Origin of the sequence: Gilliamella intestini (genome assembly GCF_900094935.1) — a bacterium.
Lineage (GTDB): Bacteria > Pseudomonadota > Gammaproteobacteria > Enterobacterales > Orbaceae > Gilliamella > Gilliamella intestini.
The window spans coordinates 98,875-118,324 of the sequence record NZ_FMBA01000001.1; the positions used below are offsets into that span (position 1 = coordinate 98,875).

At 36.4% G+C, this 19,450-nt stretch carries 18 protein-coding genes; 16 read left to right on the forward strand and 2 right to left on the reverse strand.

Annotated elements, in window-relative coordinates; genetic code table 11:
- Positions 1–72: 72 nt before the first annotated feature.
- A complete protein-coding gene (locus GA0061080_RS00475) occupies positions 73–1,554 on the forward strand; it encodes a leucyl aminopeptidase (RefSeq protein WP_091119182.1) in 1,482 nt (493 codons plus the stop codon).
- A gap of 15 nt (positions 1,555–1,569) precedes the next feature.
- Positions 1,570–2,025, forward strand: coding sequence for a DNA polymerase III subunit chi (locus tag GA0061080_RS00480; protein ID WP_091119186.1), 456 nt, complete (start codon positions 1,570–1,572; stop codon positions 2,023–2,025).
- 268 nt (positions 2,026–2,293) lie between these two features.
- On the opposite strand, the gene GA0061080_RS00485 is transcribed toward GA0061080_RS00480, so the two are convergent.
- Both GA0061080_RS00485 and GA0061080_RS00490 read right to left on the reverse strand, forming a co-directional pair.
- Positions 2,294–3,094, reverse strand: a complete 801-nt coding sequence (locus GA0061080_RS00485) for a YdgH/BhsA/McbA-like domain containing protein (protein ID WP_167349149.1) — start codon at positions 3,092–3,094, stop codon at positions 2,294–2,296.
- Positions 3,095–3,411: 317 nt separating this feature from the next.
- Positions 3,412–4,023 carry an NUDIX hydrolase gene (locus GA0061080_RS00490; protein ID WP_091119195.1) on the reverse strand — a complete coding sequence of 204 codons (612 nt, stop codon included), beginning with the start codon at positions 4,021–4,023 and terminating at the stop codon, positions 3,412–3,414.
- Between the two features lie 118 nt (positions 4,024–4,141).
- On the opposite strand from GA0061080_RS00490, the gene GA0061080_RS00495 reads away from it, so the two are divergent.
- From GA0061080_RS00495 to GA0061080_RS00555, 14 genes are all read left to right on the forward strand, one after another.
- On the forward strand, positions 4,142–6,628 hold the full coding sequence (locus GA0061080_RS00495; RefSeq protein WP_091119199.1) for a class I adenylate cyclase: 2,487 nt from the start codon (positions 4,142–4,144) through the stop codon (positions 6,626–6,628).
- A gap of 217 nt (positions 6,629–6,845) precedes the next feature.
- On the forward strand, positions 6,846–7,418 hold the full coding sequence (gene rpoE, locus GA0061080_RS00500; protein WP_091119203.1) for an RNA polymerase sigma factor RpoE: 573 nt from the start codon (positions 6,846–6,848) through the stop codon (positions 7,416–7,418).
- Between the two features lie 48 nt (positions 7,419–7,466).
- Positions 7,467–8,027, forward strand: coding sequence for an RseA family anti-sigma factor (locus tag GA0061080_RS00505; RefSeq protein ID WP_091119207.1), 561 nt, complete (start codon positions 7,467–7,469; stop codon positions 8,025–8,027).
- Between the two features lie 6 nt (positions 8,028–8,033).
- Positions 8,034–9,017, forward strand: a complete 984-nt coding sequence (locus GA0061080_RS00510; RefSeq protein ID WP_091119209.1) for a MucB/RseB C-terminal domain-containing protein — start codon at positions 8,034–8,036, stop codon at positions 9,015–9,017.
- A gap of 154 nt (positions 9,018–9,171) precedes the next feature.
- Positions 9,172–10,968, forward strand: coding sequence for a translation elongation factor 4 (lepA, locus tag GA0061080_RS00515; RefSeq protein WP_091119213.1), 1,797 nt, complete (start codon positions 9,172–9,174; stop codon positions 10,966–10,968).
- Positions 10,969–11,016: 48 nt separating this feature from the next.
- Entirely contained in the window at positions 11,017–12,018 is a 1,002-nt protein-coding gene (lepB, locus tag GA0061080_RS00520; protein ID WP_091119216.1) for a signal peptidase I, read from the forward strand.
- Positions 12,019–12,029: 11 nt separating this feature from the next.
- Positions 12,030–12,704, forward strand: coding sequence for a ribonuclease III (gene rnc, locus GA0061080_RS00525; RefSeq protein WP_091119218.1), 675 nt, complete (start codon positions 12,030–12,032; stop codon positions 12,702–12,704).
- A complete protein-coding gene (era, locus tag GA0061080_RS00530) occupies positions 12,701–13,606 on the forward strand; it encodes a GTPase Era (RefSeq protein WP_065637122.1) in 906 nt (301 codons plus the stop codon). The genes rnc and era overlap by 4 nt, the downstream gene beginning before the upstream one ends.
- Before the next feature lie 366 nt (positions 13,607–13,972).
- The gene (gene purH, locus GA0061080_RS00535; RefSeq protein WP_091119221.1) at positions 13,973–15,565 is read left to right on the forward strand and encodes a bifunctional phosphoribosylaminoimidazolecarboxamide formyltransferase/IMP cyclohydrolase; all 1,593 of its coding nucleotides are present in this window, start codon (positions 13,973–13,975) and stop codon (positions 15,563–15,565) included.
- Between the two features lie 96 nt (positions 15,566–15,661).
- Positions 15,662–16,960: a phosphoribosylamine--glycine ligase gene (gene purD / locus GA0061080_RS00540; RefSeq protein ID WP_091119225.1), complete on the forward strand. Its 1,299-nt coding sequence runs from the start codon at positions 15,662–15,664 to the stop codon at positions 16,958–16,960.
- Positions 16,961–17,075: 115 nt separating this feature from the next.
- Complete coding sequence (locus tag GA0061080_RS00545) at positions 17,076–17,435, forward strand: PAAR domain-containing protein (protein ID WP_091119229.1); 360 nt, start codon at positions 17,076–17,078, stop codon at positions 17,433–17,435.
- Positions 17,436–17,464: 29 nt separating this feature from the next.
- Positions 17,465–18,121 (forward strand): DUF4225 domain-containing protein, encoded by a 657-nt coding sequence (locus GA0061080_RS00550; protein ID WP_167349150.1) that lies wholly within the window; start codon positions 17,465–17,467, stop codon positions 18,119–18,121.
- Positions 18,118–18,288 (forward strand): hypothetical protein, encoded by a 171-nt coding sequence (locus tag GA0061080_RS12520; RefSeq protein ID WP_167349151.1) that lies wholly within the window; start codon positions 18,118–18,120, stop codon positions 18,286–18,288. Before GA0061080_RS00550 ends, GA0061080_RS12520 begins: the two co-directional genes overlap by 4 nt.
- A 10-nt stretch (positions 18,289–18,298) precedes the next feature.
- The gene (locus GA0061080_RS00555; RefSeq protein ID WP_091119237.1) at positions 18,299–18,610 is read left to right on the forward strand and encodes a hypothetical protein; all 312 of its coding nucleotides are present in this window, start codon (positions 18,299–18,301) and stop codon (positions 18,608–18,610) included.
- Positions 18,611–19,450: the final 840 nt, after the last annotated feature.

Below are 19,450 nucleotides of genomic sequence, written 5' to 3' on the forward strand. Positions count from 1 at the left end.
TCTTTTTGTTGCTATCCCATAATGAACCGATAGAATATTCATTATTCCCATCAACGCATAAATGGAAACATCATGGAATTTCAAATAAAAAACAGCACTATTATAACCAAACAAAAAACAGAGTGTTTAGTTATTTCAATTGATTCAGGAAAAAGCCAGTCAGATATTGTTAAAGATATCGACAACTTAACCAACGGTTTAGTTAGTCAGCTTATCAAATCAGGCGATATTAGCCATGAATTGGGTAAAACGACGTTATTGTATCAAACTAATAGCGATCTAAAACAAAAACTCCTATTTGTTGGCTGTGGAAAAGCCAACGACTTTGGGGTAGCGCAAGCCAAAAAAGTGATTCAAGCCGTTATCAAAGAACTACTTGCCAAAAAAGTTAAAAGTATTGCTTGGGACTTGCTAGCTGTTAATCAAAGCAATAGTCTACAAATTGCCAAACAGTTACCACAAATCGTGAGTGACATAACATATCGGTTTGACGAATTTAAAACCACCAAAACCCCAGCACCAAGCTTAGCAAAAGTGACATTATTAACGGGCAATAAAAGCAATATTGATGAATTAACTAGCAACTTGTTACAAGGTGAAATTATTGCTAATGCCATTACCGCAACCAAGACTATTGCCAACATGCCATCGAACGTTTGTAATGCAAAATATTTAGCCGAACAAGGCAAACAGCTAGGAAAACTACACACATCGCTCAAAGTCACCTGCCTTGGCGAAAGCGAACTGGCAAAATTAAACATGAATGCCTATTTAGCCGTTGGGCGTGGATCGCAAAACGAATCGATCATGACCATTATTGAATACCAAGGAGCCAAAGATAAAAAAGCCCAACCTTATGTCTTAGTTGGTAAAGGGCTAACGTTTGATTCAGGCGGTATATCTATCAAACTTGCTGCTGGCATGGATGAAATGAAATACGACATGTGTGGTGCAGCAACGGTTTATGGTGTTATGCAAGCCGTTGCTGAACTTAAATTACCGATCAATGTTGTAGGTGTTATGGCAGGTTGTGAAAACATGCCTGACGGTAATAGCTACCGTCCTGGTGATATATTAACTACCATGTCAGGCACTACGGTTGAAGTGATTAACACCGATGCCGAAGGGCGGCTTGTATTGTGTGACGCTTTAACCTATGTTGAGCGTTATAATCCCAAAACCGTTATCGACATAGCTACCTTAACAGGCGCTTGTATTGTGGCGCTTGGTCATCACTATACAGGAGTCATGGGTAACAACGATAAGTTAGTCGCACAATTAGTTAGCGCATCACAAAAAGCGGAAGACAAAGCATGGGCACTGCCGATCGACGATCAATTCCAAGAACAGATCAAATCGACATGCGCAGATATTGTTAACGCTGGTGGGCGTGATGGTGGCACAATTACCGCTGCGTGCTTCCTGTCTCGTTTTACTGAAAAATATCAATGGGCGCATTTAGATATTGCGGGCACTGCATGGAAATCGGGCGCACAAAAAGGTGCAACAGGGCGTCCTGTTGCTATGTTGATTCAATACTTACTTGATCAATAAATCGAGCCAGCATTTATGAAAAAAGTGATTTTCTATCTACTTGAAAACCAAACAGAAGCCAACGAATCAGGCATGCTATATTATGAAAAACTCGCATGCCAAAAAATCGCCGAAGCATGGCAAGCTAATTTGTGTGTACAAGTTGCTTGTCAAGATCAAGCACAAGCTGAGCGAATCGACGAATATCTATGGCAACTGAGTACCGACAGCTTTGTGCCACATAACTTAGCTGGTGAAGGTATGAAAGGCGGATCACCTGTTGAAATCAGCTGGCCACAAAAACGCAGTAGTGGTAGTAGGCCGCTACTAATTAATTTACAAGAGCAATTTCCTGAATTTGCTAATGTCTATCGTGATATTATTGATTTTGTACCTGTTGGCGAGGATTTAAAAGCATTAGCAAGGGTAAGGTATAAGTATTATAAAGAGGCAGGATTTAATCTTAAAACTATACCAGTTACTTGTGACTAGGGTGGCAATGTGCCTTTTTTCAAAAAATACCCGTTTATTATCAAAAACTACTATAAAAATATTGATTTTATGTGTGTTTTTTTAACAGTTAATGTCTTTTATGCTCATCAAAGCTTTTATAAGTTATAACTTTATTGATGCAAATTTTTATTTTGATGATTTGAGATAATAAGTAGTTGGTGCTTTTATTTAAGGAAAGGCTAGTATAAAAAGAACTTTCCACGTGCATAGTCTATGTAACACGTGGAAAATCATGGGTAACGCGTTATTATTTATATAAATTGACAAAAACAGTTTGCGCTGTGCTTGCAGGGTTGTTTGATACTTCTTTTACATAATAAAAATGTGCACCATTAGCAACAGCATGTTTTTGTGCAGCTTCGCTGATTTCAGAAGTATCATTAAAGACACCATGGAAGCTAATAGTCTTGTATGGTGTCATACGTTTAAATGCTTCACTACTGATTTCATAGGCATCTTGGCCTTGTATTGCGGTTGTGACGATGTAATCTCTTACCGGGGCATCTTGTTTATATAATAAAACATCGACATCTTGAGCTTGGTCTTGACTACCAACTGATGAAATAGAATCGATATAAAACGCGTAGGCATTTTTTTCAGCGGCTAATTTACTTGCTGCTTCAGTAATTTCAGAAGTATTGTTGTAATTGCCTTTAAATTTAACAACTTCAAATGGTAAATAGTAAAGGGCTTTTGAGCGGTTATAGGAAACAATACCATTATAAGTGGTTGGATTTTGCTCGACAGCTATTTGTGCATTAGATTTATAAATATTGGCATAAACAATAGCACGATCTGAAGAAGTCCCATTGGCAGGGGTTTCCATTGCTGTAATATAATAATATTGGGCACCTGCTTCATCTGCGGCACGTGAAATATCATCAGCAGCATTATCCGCTTGTAAATAGCTGCCAGTTACTGAGATTTCTTTCAATGGTATTAAGTGGCGGCTTTCTTTAGAAGTTAATGGTTGAGCTGCATAAACATTAGCAATAGGTAAAGAGAATAACACAGCTAAAGCTATAGAAGATTTAGTAAAACGTTTCATGATTGAGTCCTTCACTTTTGAATTATTAAAATAGAAAATCATTGTTTAACGCCTATTTAATTTGCAGATTTAATGGTATTGCTTCGAGATTATTCTAACTTGTGGAGCTCCAGAATGTCTTGTCCTTGTCTACTTGTTAAAAGCGTTAAGACATATAGTTGTTTTGGCAGGAATGAATAGTAAAACAACTAGCTACCTTTATAAGACGTTCAGTAATAATCCTCAAGTTCTTTTAATGAAACAGTAGAACACCTAGCATTAATTGCTTAAAATGGTGTTAATTCGATGTGCGTTTTTAATTATTTTGTTGATAATGATTATTCACCAATTGTATCAATAAAAAATTTAAGCAATTGTGCTGTTAATCCCCAAATAACCCAATTTTGATACTGATAATAATAGACCGCATGTTCAGACCTTTTTTGCCAATTGGTTGAACGATTAGTAATAACATCAAATGGAAAATTATCGGCAGGTTTATGTCCTAAAAACATCGTTGCACATTGTGGTTGATTGTCAATAAACCACTTAATAGGAACTGTAAAAATCTGCTCAACTTCGTCATGGTTTAGTTGCAAATCATCTAATGAATTTATTGTGCCTACAAATGGATAAATCATCATACCTAACGTAGCAATAAATTTGGGTAATTGTCCTAAAATTGTGATTTGATTAAGGGCAATGCCTAATTCTTCAGCGGTTTCACGTTTAGCTGTGTGTTCGGGATTAATATCCGTTAATTCAACACGACCACCAGGAAAGCAGATATCCCCCGGTTGCCATTTTAGCTTTTTTGATCTGACTTGAAACAATAGCTCGAGTTGATCATCAACATGAACGATCGGCAATAGCACAGCAGCTTTATTATCAACACATTTTATAATCTGTTTTTTTTGAATCTGTTTTGTTATCTTTTCGATTGTGATCATAATAATTAATTTTATTCAGCATTTAATTTAAATTGTTGTTCTATTTACCTTACACGAATAACATGCTAGATTTAACAAAAGCGTTAGTCTAATACGCTCGTTTTACCTAATTAAAGCTATGCAATATTATATCAATAACCTTAAAAAAGAACTCGAAGATCTTGCCAATTTAAAGCGTGAGCGTGCGCTTATTGGTATGCCATCTGAATTCCAACAGGTATTTTTATTACTTCCGGCGCTTTTTCATTATCATACTCCTCAACTACCTGGATATATAGAAGGTCATATACCTTCAGGTATTGCTTGCTATCAATTATCTAATGACGCAAAAAAACGACTAAAAAAACAATTCAATTTTATTCCACCGACAAACACAACCCAAACCCAAATACTACCACCGGCAATCTCCGCTTTATATTCGATGGGAAGTACTTGCTCTCTTGGACAATCAGTAAAATCTGATCTTGATATTTGGATATGTATTGAAAACAATTTAACCGATCAACAAAAAGAAGCGTTACAGCAAAAATGCCGATTAATCGAAAAATGGGCAGCGAATTTGCAAGTCAAATTAACGTTATTTGTGGTCGATGCCGATCGTTTTATCAATCAACATCACGAATGTTTAATGGGTGAAAACTGTGGAACTGCTCAACATATCTTATTGCTTGAAGAATTTTACCGTTCCGCTAATTTATTAGCAGGGAAATTTTTGTTATGGTTTGCTGTGCCTTATAACTATACCGTAAATAACGTCACTTATCCCACTTATGAACAGTGCGTTAACGCTATGGTTGATCTTAATTTAATTGAACGAAATGACTGGATTGATTTTGGGCCACTAACTGGCTTATCTGCACAAGAGTATTTTGGCGCAAGTCTATGGCAACTTTATAAAAGCATCGATTCCCCCTTTAAAGCAGTACTTAAAACCCTATTACTAGAAGCGTACTCATGGATTTACCCTAAAAATGATCCGATTGCTTATCAGATGAGAGAGTTTATTCAAAAAGGTCAAAAACATAAAGGGGATAATCTAGATTCATACTACATGCTATTAGACAGAATCAGTAACTATCTTGTAGAAATTAATGACTATGAACGGCTTGAGCTAATTCGTAACTGTTTTTATTTAAAAGTGAATGAAAAACTATCAATCCCTACACAATCACCGTCTTGGCGTCGTACTATTTTGAGTAATTTAGTTAAAAATTGGGGCTGGAATGAGCAACAAATTGCCAAATTAGATGCTTGCCAAACTTGGAAAATAGAACAAGTTCGAGAAATGCATGAAATTCTATTACACACCATGATGAAAGGTTATCGAAATTTACTCAATTTTGGTCGTCGTAATAATTTAGACTCATTAATTAGTCCTCAAGATCTTGCGATCTTAACACGTAAACTCTATGCTGCTTTTGAAGTATTACCAGGCAAAATAACAACATTAAAACTTAATATATCCGACAATTTGCAAGAAGATGCCTTGACGTTTATTCATGTGGCAGAAGATCGCATTAATCGAGCAGGATGGTATGTTTATAACCAAAAACCTATCCTCAATTCGATTATTAGTCACCAATATTTGGAATACAGCAAATATTTAGTAAAACTGGTTGGTTGGTGTTATTTTAATGGTTTAATTGCTGATACTACCCAATTTTATTATCGGAATGGTGAAAATCGTAATAACTCAAAAATCAATAAATTGATCGCCGATCTAAAAAATTACTTTCCCATCGATGTTCCTGCTGCAACTGAAGAACAGTTATATGGGCCATGTGAAATTCGCCATTTAGCGATCATTTTAAATCTGGAAGATGATCCAACTACCAACATAAAGATAGATAATGAAGTGGCTAATAGCGTACTTAATTACGGTAAAGATGAACTTAGCTTAGTTGGAACAATTGATCTTCTTTATAGAAATTCATGGAATGAAATTCGTATGCTTCATTTTAGCGGATCACTGTCCGTGCTTGAAGCGATTAAAGCATTATTAAATCGCATGCACAAAAATGCTGATCTTCCTAATTCAATTGAAATTTTTTGTTATAGTGAACACTTAAGTTGCGAAATCAAACAACAAATAAAAAAACTTATGGATGAATGTGTTGATTTGCGCTTAACCACGACTGAAAACAATTCAACACAAGTCAAGCCATTAAGGGTGGGGGGATCTTCTTGGTATCTATTTTTTGAACGATTAGGTGTTTCTAGCCATCAATTTGAAAATGCGATCGATTTTTATGGTGCCGTATCAAACAACAAAATACAAGGTAGACCGTTAAATATTTTAGACGAAACCAATGAACTACCCAAAGAAATCGACAGCATTGCTTATAGAGGGATCATCCAGTTCATTTTTGAAGATACCGAATCGGGTTTTGATCTTTACATCTTAAATGAACATAATCAGGTTGAAATTTACCGTAATTGTAACGGTTCAAAAGAAAATATGGTAAAAGATATCAACGATTTTTATGTTTTATCTGACGATCGTTTTACTTTTACAACGGGCAGTGCTGTTAATTTTAATCTACCTCAATTTTATCAAATCACATATAATGACTCAGGTGAGCGCAAGATCATATCCGTCAATTAAACGATCAAAATGATCTTATTTAAATATAATTATGTCAAAAACTTTCAGGAAAGCATGTGTTTTAGTATAAAAAAGATAAAAATTTACAATTAATAAGTAAAATAATTAAATTTCTATTAAAATAATGGGAACTTTTTTTTAATTTAAGAATCTAACTGTTTGTGTGCACAAATTTGGGCCGATTGACAGTTATTAACATAATAAGGAATGGCCTTTAATGGGGGAGCAAGTAACAGACCAAGTACTCGTAGATCGCGTTGTCAATGGTGACAAAAACGCATTTAATTTACTTGTGGTTCGTTATCAAAATAAATTAGCTCATTTAGTTTCTCGTTATGTATTAGCGTCTGAAGTTCCTGATGTTGTGCAAGAAACTTTTATTAAGGCATATCGTTCATTAAGTCTTTTTAAAGGTGAAAGTGTTTTTTACACATGGTTGTATCGTATTGCAGTTAATACGGCTAAAAATTACTTAACCTCTCAAGGACGAAGGCCGCCAGCATCAGACATTGACGCTAGCGAAGCGGAAAGTTATGAAGGTGCCGATTCATTAAGGGATCTTGATAATCCTGAAAATTTAGCACTTTCAGACGAAGTAAAAAAGACCGTATTTGCAACGATTGAAGCTCTGCCAGATGATTTAAAAACAGCAATTACATTGCGTGAAATTGATGGCTTAAGCTACGAAGAGATCTCTGACATTATGGATACACCCGTTGGAACAGTGCGATCACGTATCTTTAGAGCGCGTGAAGCAATAGATGAAAAACTAAAACCATTACTCGGTTAATGGCTACAAAAAATTGATAAAAGTAGTCATAAATTTAAGGTATCTACTATGCAAATTGAACAGAAAGAGCAACTTTCATTACTTATGGATGGCGAATTCACAAACGATCATATTATTGATGAAGTATCGCATAATGAAAGTTTACAATCATGCTGGCACCGTTATCATATTGTAAGAGAAGCAATGCGAGGCGAGTTGCATAGTAGCGCATTAACGTTAGATATCTCTAATCAAATTGCTCAAGCTATTGCAAGTGAAGATTTATACAATAATCTAACAGATCAACCAAATATCAAAACAACCGCACAACTCAAAGCTGAAAACTTAATTTGGATTCACGTTAAAGACTTTTTTGCTAAAGCCAGCCAAGTTGGGCTTGCTGCATGTGTCACGCTTGGCATTATTGCCGGTGTTCAATATCAGCAAAGCCAAACGGATAATGCAAATGGCATCCCTACATTAAACACTGTTCCTGTCGGTGTTAATATTGCGCCAGTAGGTGGAATTCATCAGCAAAATGATCAGCAACAGCTTGAAGAGCGACAATACGACAAAATCAGATTGCTTGTACAAGATTATGAATTACAAAAAAGATTAAATGCTCACTAATTGGAAATGAAATTACCTTATTATTTTGTACCACATTTTATAAAACAGAGTAGAAATTTTATTTTCACTCTGTTTTTTGTGTTTTTTCCAGCATCCATTTACGCTAATGATACTGATGATGCCTTAACGCTATTAAATAAAATGCATCATGCAGCTCAAACACAAAATTACCATATTCACTTTTTATTTGAAGATAAAGATCAATATGCAACTACATTTGAATATAGCCATTTAGGTGCAGTAAACAAAAATGACATTAATGCCTGCCTACGCTATCTTGAAGGCCCAAATAAAGAGATCATCTTGCATAATGGTGTAACGAGTTACTTTCAACCTGATAGCCCTTCGTTTTCGATCACAAGCCCACGCATCATCGAGGCTTTTCCTGATGTGATTTATAATAATTTTAATGATCTAAGCGAATTTTACGATTTTATTCTATTAGGCAAAGCAAGAACGGCAAATCGCAGTGCACAACAGGTAAAAATCATCGCTAAAGAAAAGGATCGTTATAGCTACCTGATCTGGATTGATGATCAAACCTATTTGCCGATCAGAGTTGATTTATTAGATCAAAATAACAACATTATTAATCAGATAAAAGTAATCCAATTAGATGAAGATTTTGATAAGAAAAAACAGCTAGATTATATCAACAATCGAACCTATCCTGTTTTATTATCGATCGAAAAGCAAGATAGTGCGTTTGATCAATGGCGATTAGCGTGGTTACCTAAAGGGTTTAAGGAAATAGCTGCTTATAATTTGAATTTTTACAACTCTGATATTGCAACTAAATTGTTTTCAGATGGTGTATTTTCATTTACAGTTAATATTTCTTCTGAACAAGCTAAACAATCACATCAAATTATCCAACAAGGTGGACGCACTATTTATTCAACTAACTTGGGACACAAAAATATTATCATCATTGGTAATTTACCGCATACCACGCTTGAACGTATAGCACAAAATATTATCCAGAAATAAGTGCAAACTTCTCGATAACGCTATGCTTAGCAGTGATAAATGTGTAAAATGTTTCCTTTATGACTATGTACTTATTAGCAATGTTGGTAATAACCAAAGGCATTTTAGATAGTTAACCATTAATAACCAAGATACTCATTATAATATTATTAATATGAATAAAAATATCCGCAATTTTTCGATTATTGCCCATATTGACCATGGTAAATCAACGCTTTCAGACCGCATAATTCAAATTTGTGGTGGACTTTCAGATCGTGAAATGGAAGCCCAAGTGCTCGACTCAATGGATCTTGAGCGTGAGCGAGGTATCACCATCAAAGCACAAAGTGTTACGCTTGATTATCATGCTAAAAATGGCGAAACCTATCAGCTCAATTTTATCGACACACCAGGTCATGTTGACTTTTCGTATGAAGTCTCGCGCTCGCTTGCCGCTTGTGAAGGCGCATTATTAGTTGTCGATGCAGGGCAAGGCGTTGAAGCACAAACACTAGCAAACTGCTATACCGCTTTAGACATGGATCTTGAAGTTGTACCAGTTCTAAACAAAATTGATTTACCCGCAGCTGAACCAGAGCGCGTTGCGGCCGAAATCGAAGACATTGTCGGCATTGATGCAAGTAATGCTGTTCGCTGTTCAGCTAAAACAGGCGTTGGCGTGACTGATGTTCTTGAACAACTTGTCAACGACATTCCACCACCAGAAGGCGACTCAAATGCGCCATTACAAGCACTTATTATTGATTCATGGTTTGATAATTACTTAGGTGTAGTTTCATTAATTCGCATAAAAAATGGTGAATTAAACAAAGGTGACAAAATTAAAGTTATGAGTACAGGTATGACATACAACGTTGATCGACTTGGTATATTTACGCCTAAACAAGTTGATAAACAATGCCTGCATTGTGGTGAAGTGGGTTGGGTTGTTTGTGCTATCAAAGATATCTTAGGTGCGCCAGTAGGGGATACTTTAACTTTAGCAAAAGCGCCTGCACAAAATCCATTACCTGGTTTCAAAAAGGTCAAACCACAAGTTTATGCTGGATTATTCCCAACCAGCTCTGACGATTATGAAGCTTTTCGTGATGCGCTTGGCAAATTAAGTTTAAACGATGCCTCGTTATTTTATGAACCTGAAAATTCAGGGGCATTAGGATTTGGATTCCGCTGTGGTTTTCTTGGTTTATTGCATATGGAAATTATCCAAGAGCGTTTAGAGCGTGAATACAACCTCGATCTTATAACTACTGCACCAACGGTTGTTTATGAAGTGCTAACCACATCCAATGACATTATTTATGTTGATAGCCCTGCTAAGTTACCAGCAGTAAATAACATTCAAGAATTACGCGAACCAATAGCAGAATGTAACATATTAGTTCCGCAAACTTATTTAGGCAACGTCATCACACTCTGTGTTGAAAAACGTGGTGTGCAAACCAACATGGTTTATCATGGAAACCAAGTAGCCTTAACATACGAAATACCAATGACCGAAGTCGTATTAGACTTTTTTGACAAACTAAAATCAACTTCGCGCGGGTATGCCTCATTAGACTACAGCTTTAAACGATTCCAAGCTGCCGACATGGTAAGATTGGATGTATTAATTAACGGTGAACGTGTTGACGCATTAGCTTTAATTACCCACAAAGACAACGCACCATATCGTGGACGGGAATTAGTTGAAAAAATGAAAGATCTTATTCCTCGTCAACTGTTTGATATTGCTATACAAGCGGCTATTGGCAATCATGTTATAGCTCGATCAACCGTAAAACAACTACGCAAAAACGTATTAGCCAAATGTTATGGGGGTGACGTAAGTCGTAAAAAGAAACTTTTACAGAAGCAAAAAGAAGGTAAAAAACGTATGAAACAAGTTGGTAATGTTGAATTACCACAAGAAGCATTTTTAGCGATTTTGCATGTAGGAAAAGATTAACTAATTAAAAACAAATCAATAAAAAGATTTATTTAAAGAGGAAACAAAATGGCTGGAACATTTGCCATCATATTAGCAACAGCAACACTCATTACTGGGATCTTTTGGTTTTTAGAAAAATTTAAATGGAAACCAGCAAGACAGCGTAAAGTAGAAGAAATCCGCACCCAAAGCAATGGCGAGGTTGACGGAAAGATTCTTGCCGAAGTGGGTAAACCCAAAGGATGGGTTGAAAATTTGGCATCGTTTTTCCCTGTTTTATTTGTCGTATTTGTCATTCGTTCGTTCATATATGAACCGTTTCAAATCCCATCTGGTTCAATGATGCAAACGTTACTAATTGGCGATTTTATTGCGGTTGAAAAATACGCTTATGGCTTGCGTGATCCTATTACTAACACTGTCATCATCCCAACAGGGCGCCCTAAACGTGGTGATGTAGCAGTGTTTAAACATCCAAATGTTCCACAAATGGATCTGATTAAACGTGTGGTTGGTTTACCTGGTGACAAAGTCGTCTATCTGGTTAAAGAAAAGAAAATTGTAATTTATCCAGCGTGCCAAACAACGGATACTGATTGTAAAGGCCAGCAATCACAGCCACTTGACTTGCATTACAGCGAACCAAAAACAAGCAACTGGAAAGAGGTTCATGAGCAATTTAAAACTTCGCCAAGCTTTTACACCTTACAGCAATATGCTGATAAAGGTATTATTGACTCAGATAGTGTTGTAACATTGAATATGAACATTCAACAAGAAACGTTAGGTGACAAACCGCACGACATTTTGATTACACAAGGATCGCAAGAGGATCCAAATTATTATTACCGCCAAAAAGATCAACCAACAGCCACTTGGGTGGTACCACAAGGTCACTACTTTATGATGGGTGACAACCGTGACAACAGCGGTGACAGTCGATACTTTGGTTTTGTACCTGAAGGTAACTTTGTGGGGAAAGCAACTGCGATTTGGATCAGCTTTGAAAAACAACCAGACGAATGGCCAACAGGGATTCGCTTTAGTCGTATTGGTGGGATACATTAAAAATTATAGTTATGAAAAAATTTAGTCAAATTCAACAATCGATCGGCTATCAGTTTCAAGATCTATCACTACTTGAATTAGCGCTCACTCACCGAAGCGCGAATAAAAAGCATAACGAACGTTTAGAGTTCCTCGGGGATTCAATCTTAAGTTTTGTTATTGCTGATGAGCTATATCACCGTTTTTTCAAACAAGATGAAGGTGATCTAAGCCAAATGCGAGCCACGCTTGTTTGTGGTCAAACACTTGCCGAAATAGGCAAAGATTTTAAATTGGGCGATCACCTTATTTTGGGACAAGGCGAGCTAAAAAGTGGTGGGTTTCGTCGGGAATCGATTATTTCTGATGCCGTTGAAGCCATTATTGGCGCCATTTACTTAGATAGCAACATCGACACAATTCGTCAATTAATTTTATCGTGGTACCAAACTCGCTTAACCCAAATTCAACCCGGCATAAAACAAAAAGATGCCAAAACAAAATTACAAGAATATTTACAAGGGACTCATCGACCACGCCCATGTTATCTTATTGTTGAAATCACTGGTGATAATCACGAACAAGAATTCTTAATTCAGTGCAAAATCGACAATGACGACCGCGAATATTTAGGTCGTGGTTTAAGTCGCCGAAAAGCAGAACAAATAGCAGCACAAGAAGCACTCAACCAACTAGGTATAAAATGACAGAAACAACACAACATTGTGGATTTGTCGCCATTGTGGGGCGACCAAATGTAGGTAAATCAACGCTATTAAACCAATTGCTTGGTCAAAAGATTTCCATTACCTCGCGCAAAGCGCAAACAACAAGGCACCGTATTATCGGTATTGACACGCAAAATAACGACCAAATTATCTATATCGACACTCCTGGGCTGCACATTGAAGAAAAAAGAGCCATCAATCGCCTAATGAACCGAGCGGCAAGTAGCTCAATTGGGGATGTTGAACTTGTGATTTTTGTTGTTGAAGGGACTCATTGGAATGACGATGATGAAATGGTTGCCAACAAACTCAAAAACTGCAAATGTCCAGTATTATTAGTCATTAATAAAATCGATAACGTCACTGACAAAACACAACTATTACCTCATATTCAAGCAATCAGCCAAAAAGTTAACTTCCTTGATGTGGTGCCAATCAGCGCCGAAAAAGGTGAAGGCGTTGATATCATCAAAGATATCGTCAAAAAACACTTACCAGAAGGCGAACACCATTTCCCTGAAGATTACATTACCGACCGTTCACAACGCTTTATGGCATCAGAAATTATCCGTGAAAAACTTATGCGTTTTTTAGGTGATGAATTACCTTATTCAGTAACGGTTGAAATTGAACAATTTAAAGTTGACGAACGTAATGGAATGTACCGCATTAACGGACTAATCTTAGTTGAGCGTGACGGACAAAAGAAAATGGTCATTGGTAACAAAGGCGAAAAAATTAAAAAAATTGGTATTGAAGCGCGTAAAGACATGCAATCATTTTTTGACAACAAAGTCCATCTAGAACTTTGGGTCAAAGTCAAAGCGGGCTGGGCAGATGATGAACGAGCGTTAAGAAGTTTAGGCTATAGCGATGATTAACGAACTCGCTAGATTTTTAAAGTTATCAATCAGGCATATTTATGCCTGATTTTTTACCTAATTTTAAGAAATAATTAAATCAAATCTTCATTAAATTTAATAAAAATTTTTGTTTTTTTATTAAAAACACTTCAGGAAAGTTATTTATTTTATTAAAGTTTTTTATTGAGGATATGGCTTACTAGGAAGCTTTCCAAAACTTTTCAACAAAATTAATTCTAATATTAACAATATATATACCAAATTAACCCTAATTTTGACAACTCTCTATTCACTTTATTAACAAGTTAATACTAAACATCTTCCCTTAATTTATATATAATGCGACTTAATAATTTGATTTTTATATTAACTTCGGAGCCATTTATGCAGCAGTTTCGACCCATTCGCCGTGCTTTACTTAGTGTGTCCGACAAAACTGGCATTTTAGAGTTCGCCAAAGCCCTATCAGAACGAAATGTAGAACTCCTTTCAACAGGGGGAACCGCAAAGCTACTTATGGACAACCAAATACCCGTAACCGAAGTATCCGACTATACTGGTTTTCCTGAAATGATGGATGGGCGAGTCAAAACACTACACCCCAAAATTCATGGTGCTATTTTAGGTAGACGAGGTATTGATGATGACATTATGCAACAACACCAAATTGCACCGATTGATATGGTGGTTGTCAATCTTTATCCATTTGCTAAAACGGTTGCTAAACCAAATTGCACATTAGAAGACGCCATTGAAAATATCGATATTGGCGGTCCAACCATGGTGCGCTCTGCTGCTAAAAATCATAAAGATGTTGCCATTGTGGTTGATTGTAGTGATTATCAACATATCATTGATATGATGGATAATAACCAAAACGCCCTTTCTTTTGAATATCGTTTCAATCTTGCCATTAAAGCCTTTGAACACACCGCCAAATATGATGGCATGATCGCCAACTATTTTGGGCAACAAGTACCACCGTATATGGGCGAAACCGACAAACCAGCAGGACAATTTCCACGCACATTAAATCTTCAATTTATAAAAAAACAGAACATGCGCTATGGCGAAAACAGCCACCAACAAGCGGCTTTTTATATTGAAGAAGGCGCTAACGAAGCATCGATTGCAACGGCAAAGCAACTGCAAGGTAAAGCACTATCTTATAACAACATTGCCGACACCGATGCAGCGCTTGAATGTGTCAAATCATTTGAACAGCCTGCTTGTGTCATTGTCAAACACGCCAACCCTTGTGGTGTTGCGGTTAGCGACAATATCCTAAACGCCTATTTAAATGCCTATAAAACCGATCCCACATCGGCCTTTGGTGGCATTATTGCCTTTAACCGCCCATTAGATGCGGCAACGGCTCAAACGATTGTTCAACAACAATTTGTTGAAGTTATCATTGCTCCAATTGTCAATCAAGACGCATTAGCCATTATTGAAGCGAAAAAAAATGTACGAGTACTAGAATGTGGCCAATGGTCAACCTCTACAACAGCCAGTCTAGACTTTAAGCGTGTTAATGGCGGTTTATTAGTGCAAGATCGTGATTTAGGCATGGTATCGCCAAACGAGCTTACGGTCGTCACCAAACGCAAACCAACAGAGCAAGAACTGTCTGATGCTTTATTTTGTTGGAAAGTGGCCAAATTTGTTAAATCCAATGCCATCGTTTATGCCAAAAACAACATGACAATTGGTATTGGCGCAGGACAGATGAGTCGAGTTTATTCCGCCAAAATCGCTGGAATCAAAGCGCAAGACGAAAATCTAGAAGTTGCAGGTTCTGTTGTTGCTTCAGATGCGTTTTTCCCGTTTCGAGACGGGGTTGATGCAGCAGCAGCAGCGGGGGTAACGTGTGTAATTCAGCCCGGTGGCTCGATTCGTGATGACGAAGTGATCCAAGCGGCAAATGAACACAATATTGCAATGATATTTACAGATATGCGTCATTTTAGGCATTAATTTTGATATGAATAATATGGCAATTTTGCTTATTATTAAAAATAAATTAGCTATATTTATCTTTTTATTAAAAAAGACATCGTTAAAGGATCTTTTATGAAAGTTTTAGTCGTTGGTAATGGCGGGCGTGAACATGCGCTTGCTTGGAAAATTGCACAATCACCGCGAGTCTCTAAAGTCTTTGTTGCACCAGGTAATGCAGGTACTTCACTAGAACCTAGTTTAGAAAATATCAACATCAAAGCGACCGACGTCGGAGGACTGCTTAGTTTTGCTCAACAAGAACAAATTGATTTAACTATAGTTGGCCCAGAAGCCCCATTAGTGATTGGCATTGTTGATAGCTTCCAAAAAGCTGGATTAAAAATCTTTGGCCCAAGCAAAGCGGCTGCACAACTTGAAGGATCAAAAGCCTTTACTAAAGACTTCTTAGCTCGCCACAACATCCCCACAGCAGAATATCAAAACTTTACCGAAGTTGCTCCAGCTATTAACTATATTCATGAAAAAGGCGTCCCAATTGTCATTAAAGCCGATGGACTTGCGGCTGGTAAAGGCGTTATTGTTGCCATGACACTAAAAGAGGCCGAAGACGCCGTTCGTGATATGTTAGCTGGAAATGCCTTTGGTGATGCAGGTCACCGAGTAGTGATTGAAGAGTTTCTCGATGGTGAAGAAGCTAGCTTTATTGTTATGGTAGATGGCAAAAATGTCGAACCCATGGCAACTAGCCAAGATCATAAACGTGTTGGCGATGGCGATACAGGTTTAAATACAGGTGGCATGGGCGCGTATTCGCCAGCTCCTGTTGTAACTGATGCGGTTTTTGCAAAAGTAATGGATAAGATCATCTACCCAACCGTTAACGGCATGGCGCAAGAAGGCAACGTCTATGTCGGCTTTTTATATGCTGGCTTAATGATTGACAAAGACGGCAATCCCAAAGTTATTGAATTCAACTGCCGATTTGGCGATCCCGAAACACAACCCATTATGATGCGAATGCAATCCGATCTGGCCGAACTCTGCCTTGCAGCAGTAGATGGCAAATTAGACACCGTCAAATCAAAATGGGATCCAAGATCAGCATTAGGTGTGGTGCTTGCTGCTGGCGGTTACCCCGGCAAATATAATACCAAAGATGTCATCCTTGGTATTCCTAGTGAATCAAGCGAAGATTGCAAAATCTTCCATGCGGGTACTAGCTTTGAAAAAGGGCGTGTCTACACTAATGGTGGACGAGTATTGTGCATAACCGCACTTGGCAACACAGTGCTTGAAGCACAACAACGTGCTTATCAGCAAGCCAAAGGCATCTATTGGCATGGTTGTTTTTATCGCCATGATATTGGTTACCGTGCAATTGAGCGAGAGCAAAACGGCCACAAATCTTAATTTCTAAAGTTAATTAATTATGGCGTTTAATGACGCCATAATAGGTATGAACGAATAATTAACGCAATGGTCATCAATTCTTATTAAATTTTTAATAAAAAAATGGGGGAAGGGAGTGAACAAATTATTAGCAGTGTTGGGCGATGATACGACAACAGGTGGTAAAGTGATTTCTGCATCAAATAGTGGTTTTTCTCAAGGTCAAGGCATTGCATGCTTAGGCGATTACGCAAGTTGTCCTAAATGTACAAAAGGATATGGTTCCATTATTGAAGGAACATATGATTGTATTGTAGATGGTAAACCAGCTGCCTATGATGATTGCATTGTAGCTTGTGGATGCCCAATAGGCGATAATCAAATTATCGCCACTAAAAGCTTTGCTTATGTTAATGTTGCAAGAAGTTATTCATTAGCGAAAAGCTCAAGTTTTATAGCTCTTCAGAAACCTCATTACCTATTTTTCAAAACCTGATGTATACGCAAAGTGACTCATCACTTGAAATGAGTGACGACACTTCAAAAATTCAATTGGATGCCAAGCGCTTAATGGACTGCGCCCACGAAGTATGCGAAAAACATCTTTATTATAACGAAATAAAACAAGCTTTTATTGATGAAGTTGATACATATGCCATGAATATTGTCAATAAAGTTGAAAGTGGTGAAATGAGTTATGAGGAAGGCGCAAAGAAAATAAAGACTGAAGAAAATAATTTATGGGAACAAAGTGTTATATGGTTGAAAAATGGTTTGTCTATTTTTGGTGGTGTAGGAATGATTCAAACTGGGGTAGCACTTTGTTCTGCGGGATGGTCATGTCTTATTGGTGCCCCTATGATAGCGCATGGAGTAAATGGAATATATGAAGGAGGATCTGGTATTGTTAATGGTGTTATGAACGAGATTGATGGAGGCAACAGAAGTATGGAAGTTGATGGGCCTTTAAGAAGTTGGTATAAAGATGCTGCCGAGTCTTTAGGTTTTGATTCTTCAATTGGTGATATTGCTTATGATAGTTTAGATTTAAGTATGTCAGTAGGGACTAAGTTGAAATTAGTGCCGAAACTGAATAAGTTTGGTGATCCAAGATTTAAATTATTTAAATATGGTCGCCGTGATTTAGAAAGCGCTTACAAACTAAAGATACCAACCAAGTGAGTATGGTTGTTAAAGAGCCAGAAACAATTATTAATACAGGACAAATTGTTGAGAATTGTTCATTGATAATCACAATAGGTAATGATGATGCACCAGATTATTATAGCTGTGAAAGTAGTGATGGTTCAACATATAGAAAAGATAGAGACGGTAATATTATAAAATAAGGAGATTTGCATGGCTGTTGAAATGTGGGTTAGCTATTATTTTTTTGCTATTGTTGGGTGTTTTATTCGGCGCTATTTTTCGGAATATATTGCAATGGACTACGATAATGACAAAACTTTAAATCGTAAACGACGTTTAGCTCTTTTTTATTTTTATTTTATTTTTTTATATAGCCTGTTTATGATAAGTCAGCCAGGAGAAGGGCTTTTTTTAGAACTTATTTTTTTCTGGACGGCTGTTTTTATTTTTATATTGTATGTATTTTTTATTAGCTTTCTTGAAACACCACGCAGATACATAAAAAGGAAAAAATGGAAATAACCTAAATGAATTATGAAAAGCCTAAATAATGATAAAGGAGAATATAATAGCTATGGTATGTTTTATAACAGTCAGTTTTTGTATATGTGCATTTTTTTGTTTTTACATTCGTTACTATTTTTCAGGTTATATACTTACAGATTATCAGCAGAATAAAAGTTTAAATAATAAAAGAATCTGTGCGATTATATATTATTATTCTATTAATTTATATAGTATTTTTATTCTTGTTCCCCATGGAGATTTATCAATAACAAGTTTAACCTTTTTTTGGTTTGTGGCTTTTATAATGATTTTAAACGTTTTTTTTATTAGTTTTCTCGAAACCCCACGTAGATACAAAAAAAGAAAAAAATGGAAATGATTAATTGAAGTGAAATAAAGATCCTATCCCAAGTAGGAACAATAACTATAATTACTGATAATAAAAAAATATATTGTGCTAAGGAATCTGAAGGATGGAATATTGATTTTGAACCGGAAACGTTAGCTTATTTAAATCTTTATTTTAAAAATGATTTAGTAATAAAAGCAGTATTAAGAGATAGAAAACAAACTTTTTTAGATAAAATTGAATCATTATTAAGTGAAGATCCAATAATATCTGAGCAAGAATATAAAATAAAATTGGTATGGAATGCAAAAAAATGAATAAAATAATACTATTAGTAATATTCATATCAATAGTAGTATTAACCAGTTGCAACACCCCCCCCTTAGAAAAAGTTTTAAAAGATGTAAAAAGTGTAACTATCCCCTAAAATAGTACAGCAAAAAAGTAGAAAATTCTCTATGATAAAAGTAAAGGGGATTTAATTATGAAAAAAATGACTGAACATC

What these genes read in the sequence shown, in the direction of transcription:
- GA0061080_RS00505 (WP_091119207.1), top strand. Translation starts at nt 7,467, where the DNA reads ATGCAAATTGAACAGAAAGAGCAACTTTCATTACTTATGGATGGCGAA.
- rnc (WP_091119218.1), top strand. Translation starts at nt 12,030, where the DNA reads ATGAAAAAATTTAGTCAAATTCAACAATCGATCGGCTATCAGTTTCAA.
- GA0061080_RS00490 (WP_091119195.1), bottom strand. Translation starts at nt 4,023, where the DNA reads ATGATCACAATCGAAAAGATAACAAAACAGATTCAAAAAAAACAGATT.
- rpoE (WP_091119203.1), top strand. Translation starts at nt 6,846, where the DNA reads ATGGGGGAGCAAGTAACAGACCAAGTACTCGTAGATCGCGTTGTCAAT.
- GA0061080_RS00475 (WP_091119182.1), top strand. Translation starts at nt 73, where the DNA reads ATGGAATTTCAAATAAAAAACAGCACTATTATAACCAAACAAAAAACA.
- GA0061080_RS00550 (WP_167349150.1), top strand. Translation starts at nt 17,465, where the DNA reads ATGAGTGACGACACTTCAAAAATTCAATTGGATGCCAAGCGCTTAATG.
- lepA (WP_091119213.1), top strand. Translation starts at nt 9,172, where the DNA reads ATGAATAAAAATATCCGCAATTTTTCGATTATTGCCCATATTGACCAT.
- GA0061080_RS00555 (WP_091119237.1), top strand. Translation starts at nt 18,299, where the DNA reads ATGGCTGTTGAAATGTGGGTTAGCTATTATTTTTTTGCTATTGTTGGG.
- purD (WP_091119225.1), top strand. Translation starts at nt 15,662, where the DNA reads ATGAAAGTTTTAGTCGTTGGTAATGGCGGGCGTGAACATGCGCTTGCT.
- era (WP_065637122.1), top strand. Translation starts at nt 12,701, where the DNA reads ATGACAGAAACAACACAACATTGTGGATTTGTCGCCATTGTGGGGCGA.
- GA0061080_RS00495 (WP_091119199.1), top strand. Translation starts at nt 4,142, where the DNA reads ATGCAATATTATATCAATAACCTTAAAAAAGAACTCGAAGATCTTGCC.
- lepB (WP_091119216.1), top strand. Translation starts at nt 11,017, where the DNA reads ATGGCTGGAACATTTGCCATCATATTAGCAACAGCAACACTCATTACT.
- purH (WP_091119221.1), top strand. Translation starts at nt 13,973, where the DNA reads ATGCAGCAGTTTCGACCCATTCGCCGTGCTTTACTTAGTGTGTCCGAC.
- GA0061080_RS00480 (WP_091119186.1), top strand. Translation starts at nt 1,570, where the DNA reads ATGAAAAAAGTGATTTTCTATCTACTTGAAAACCAAACAGAAGCCAAC.
- GA0061080_RS00485 (WP_167349149.1), bottom strand. Translation starts at nt 3,094, where the DNA reads ATGAAACGTTTTACTAAATCTTCTATAGCTTTAGCTGTGTTATTCTCT.
- GA0061080_RS00510 (WP_091119209.1), top strand. Translation starts at nt 8,034, where the DNA reads ATGAAATTACCTTATTATTTTGTACCACATTTTATAAAACAGAGTAGA.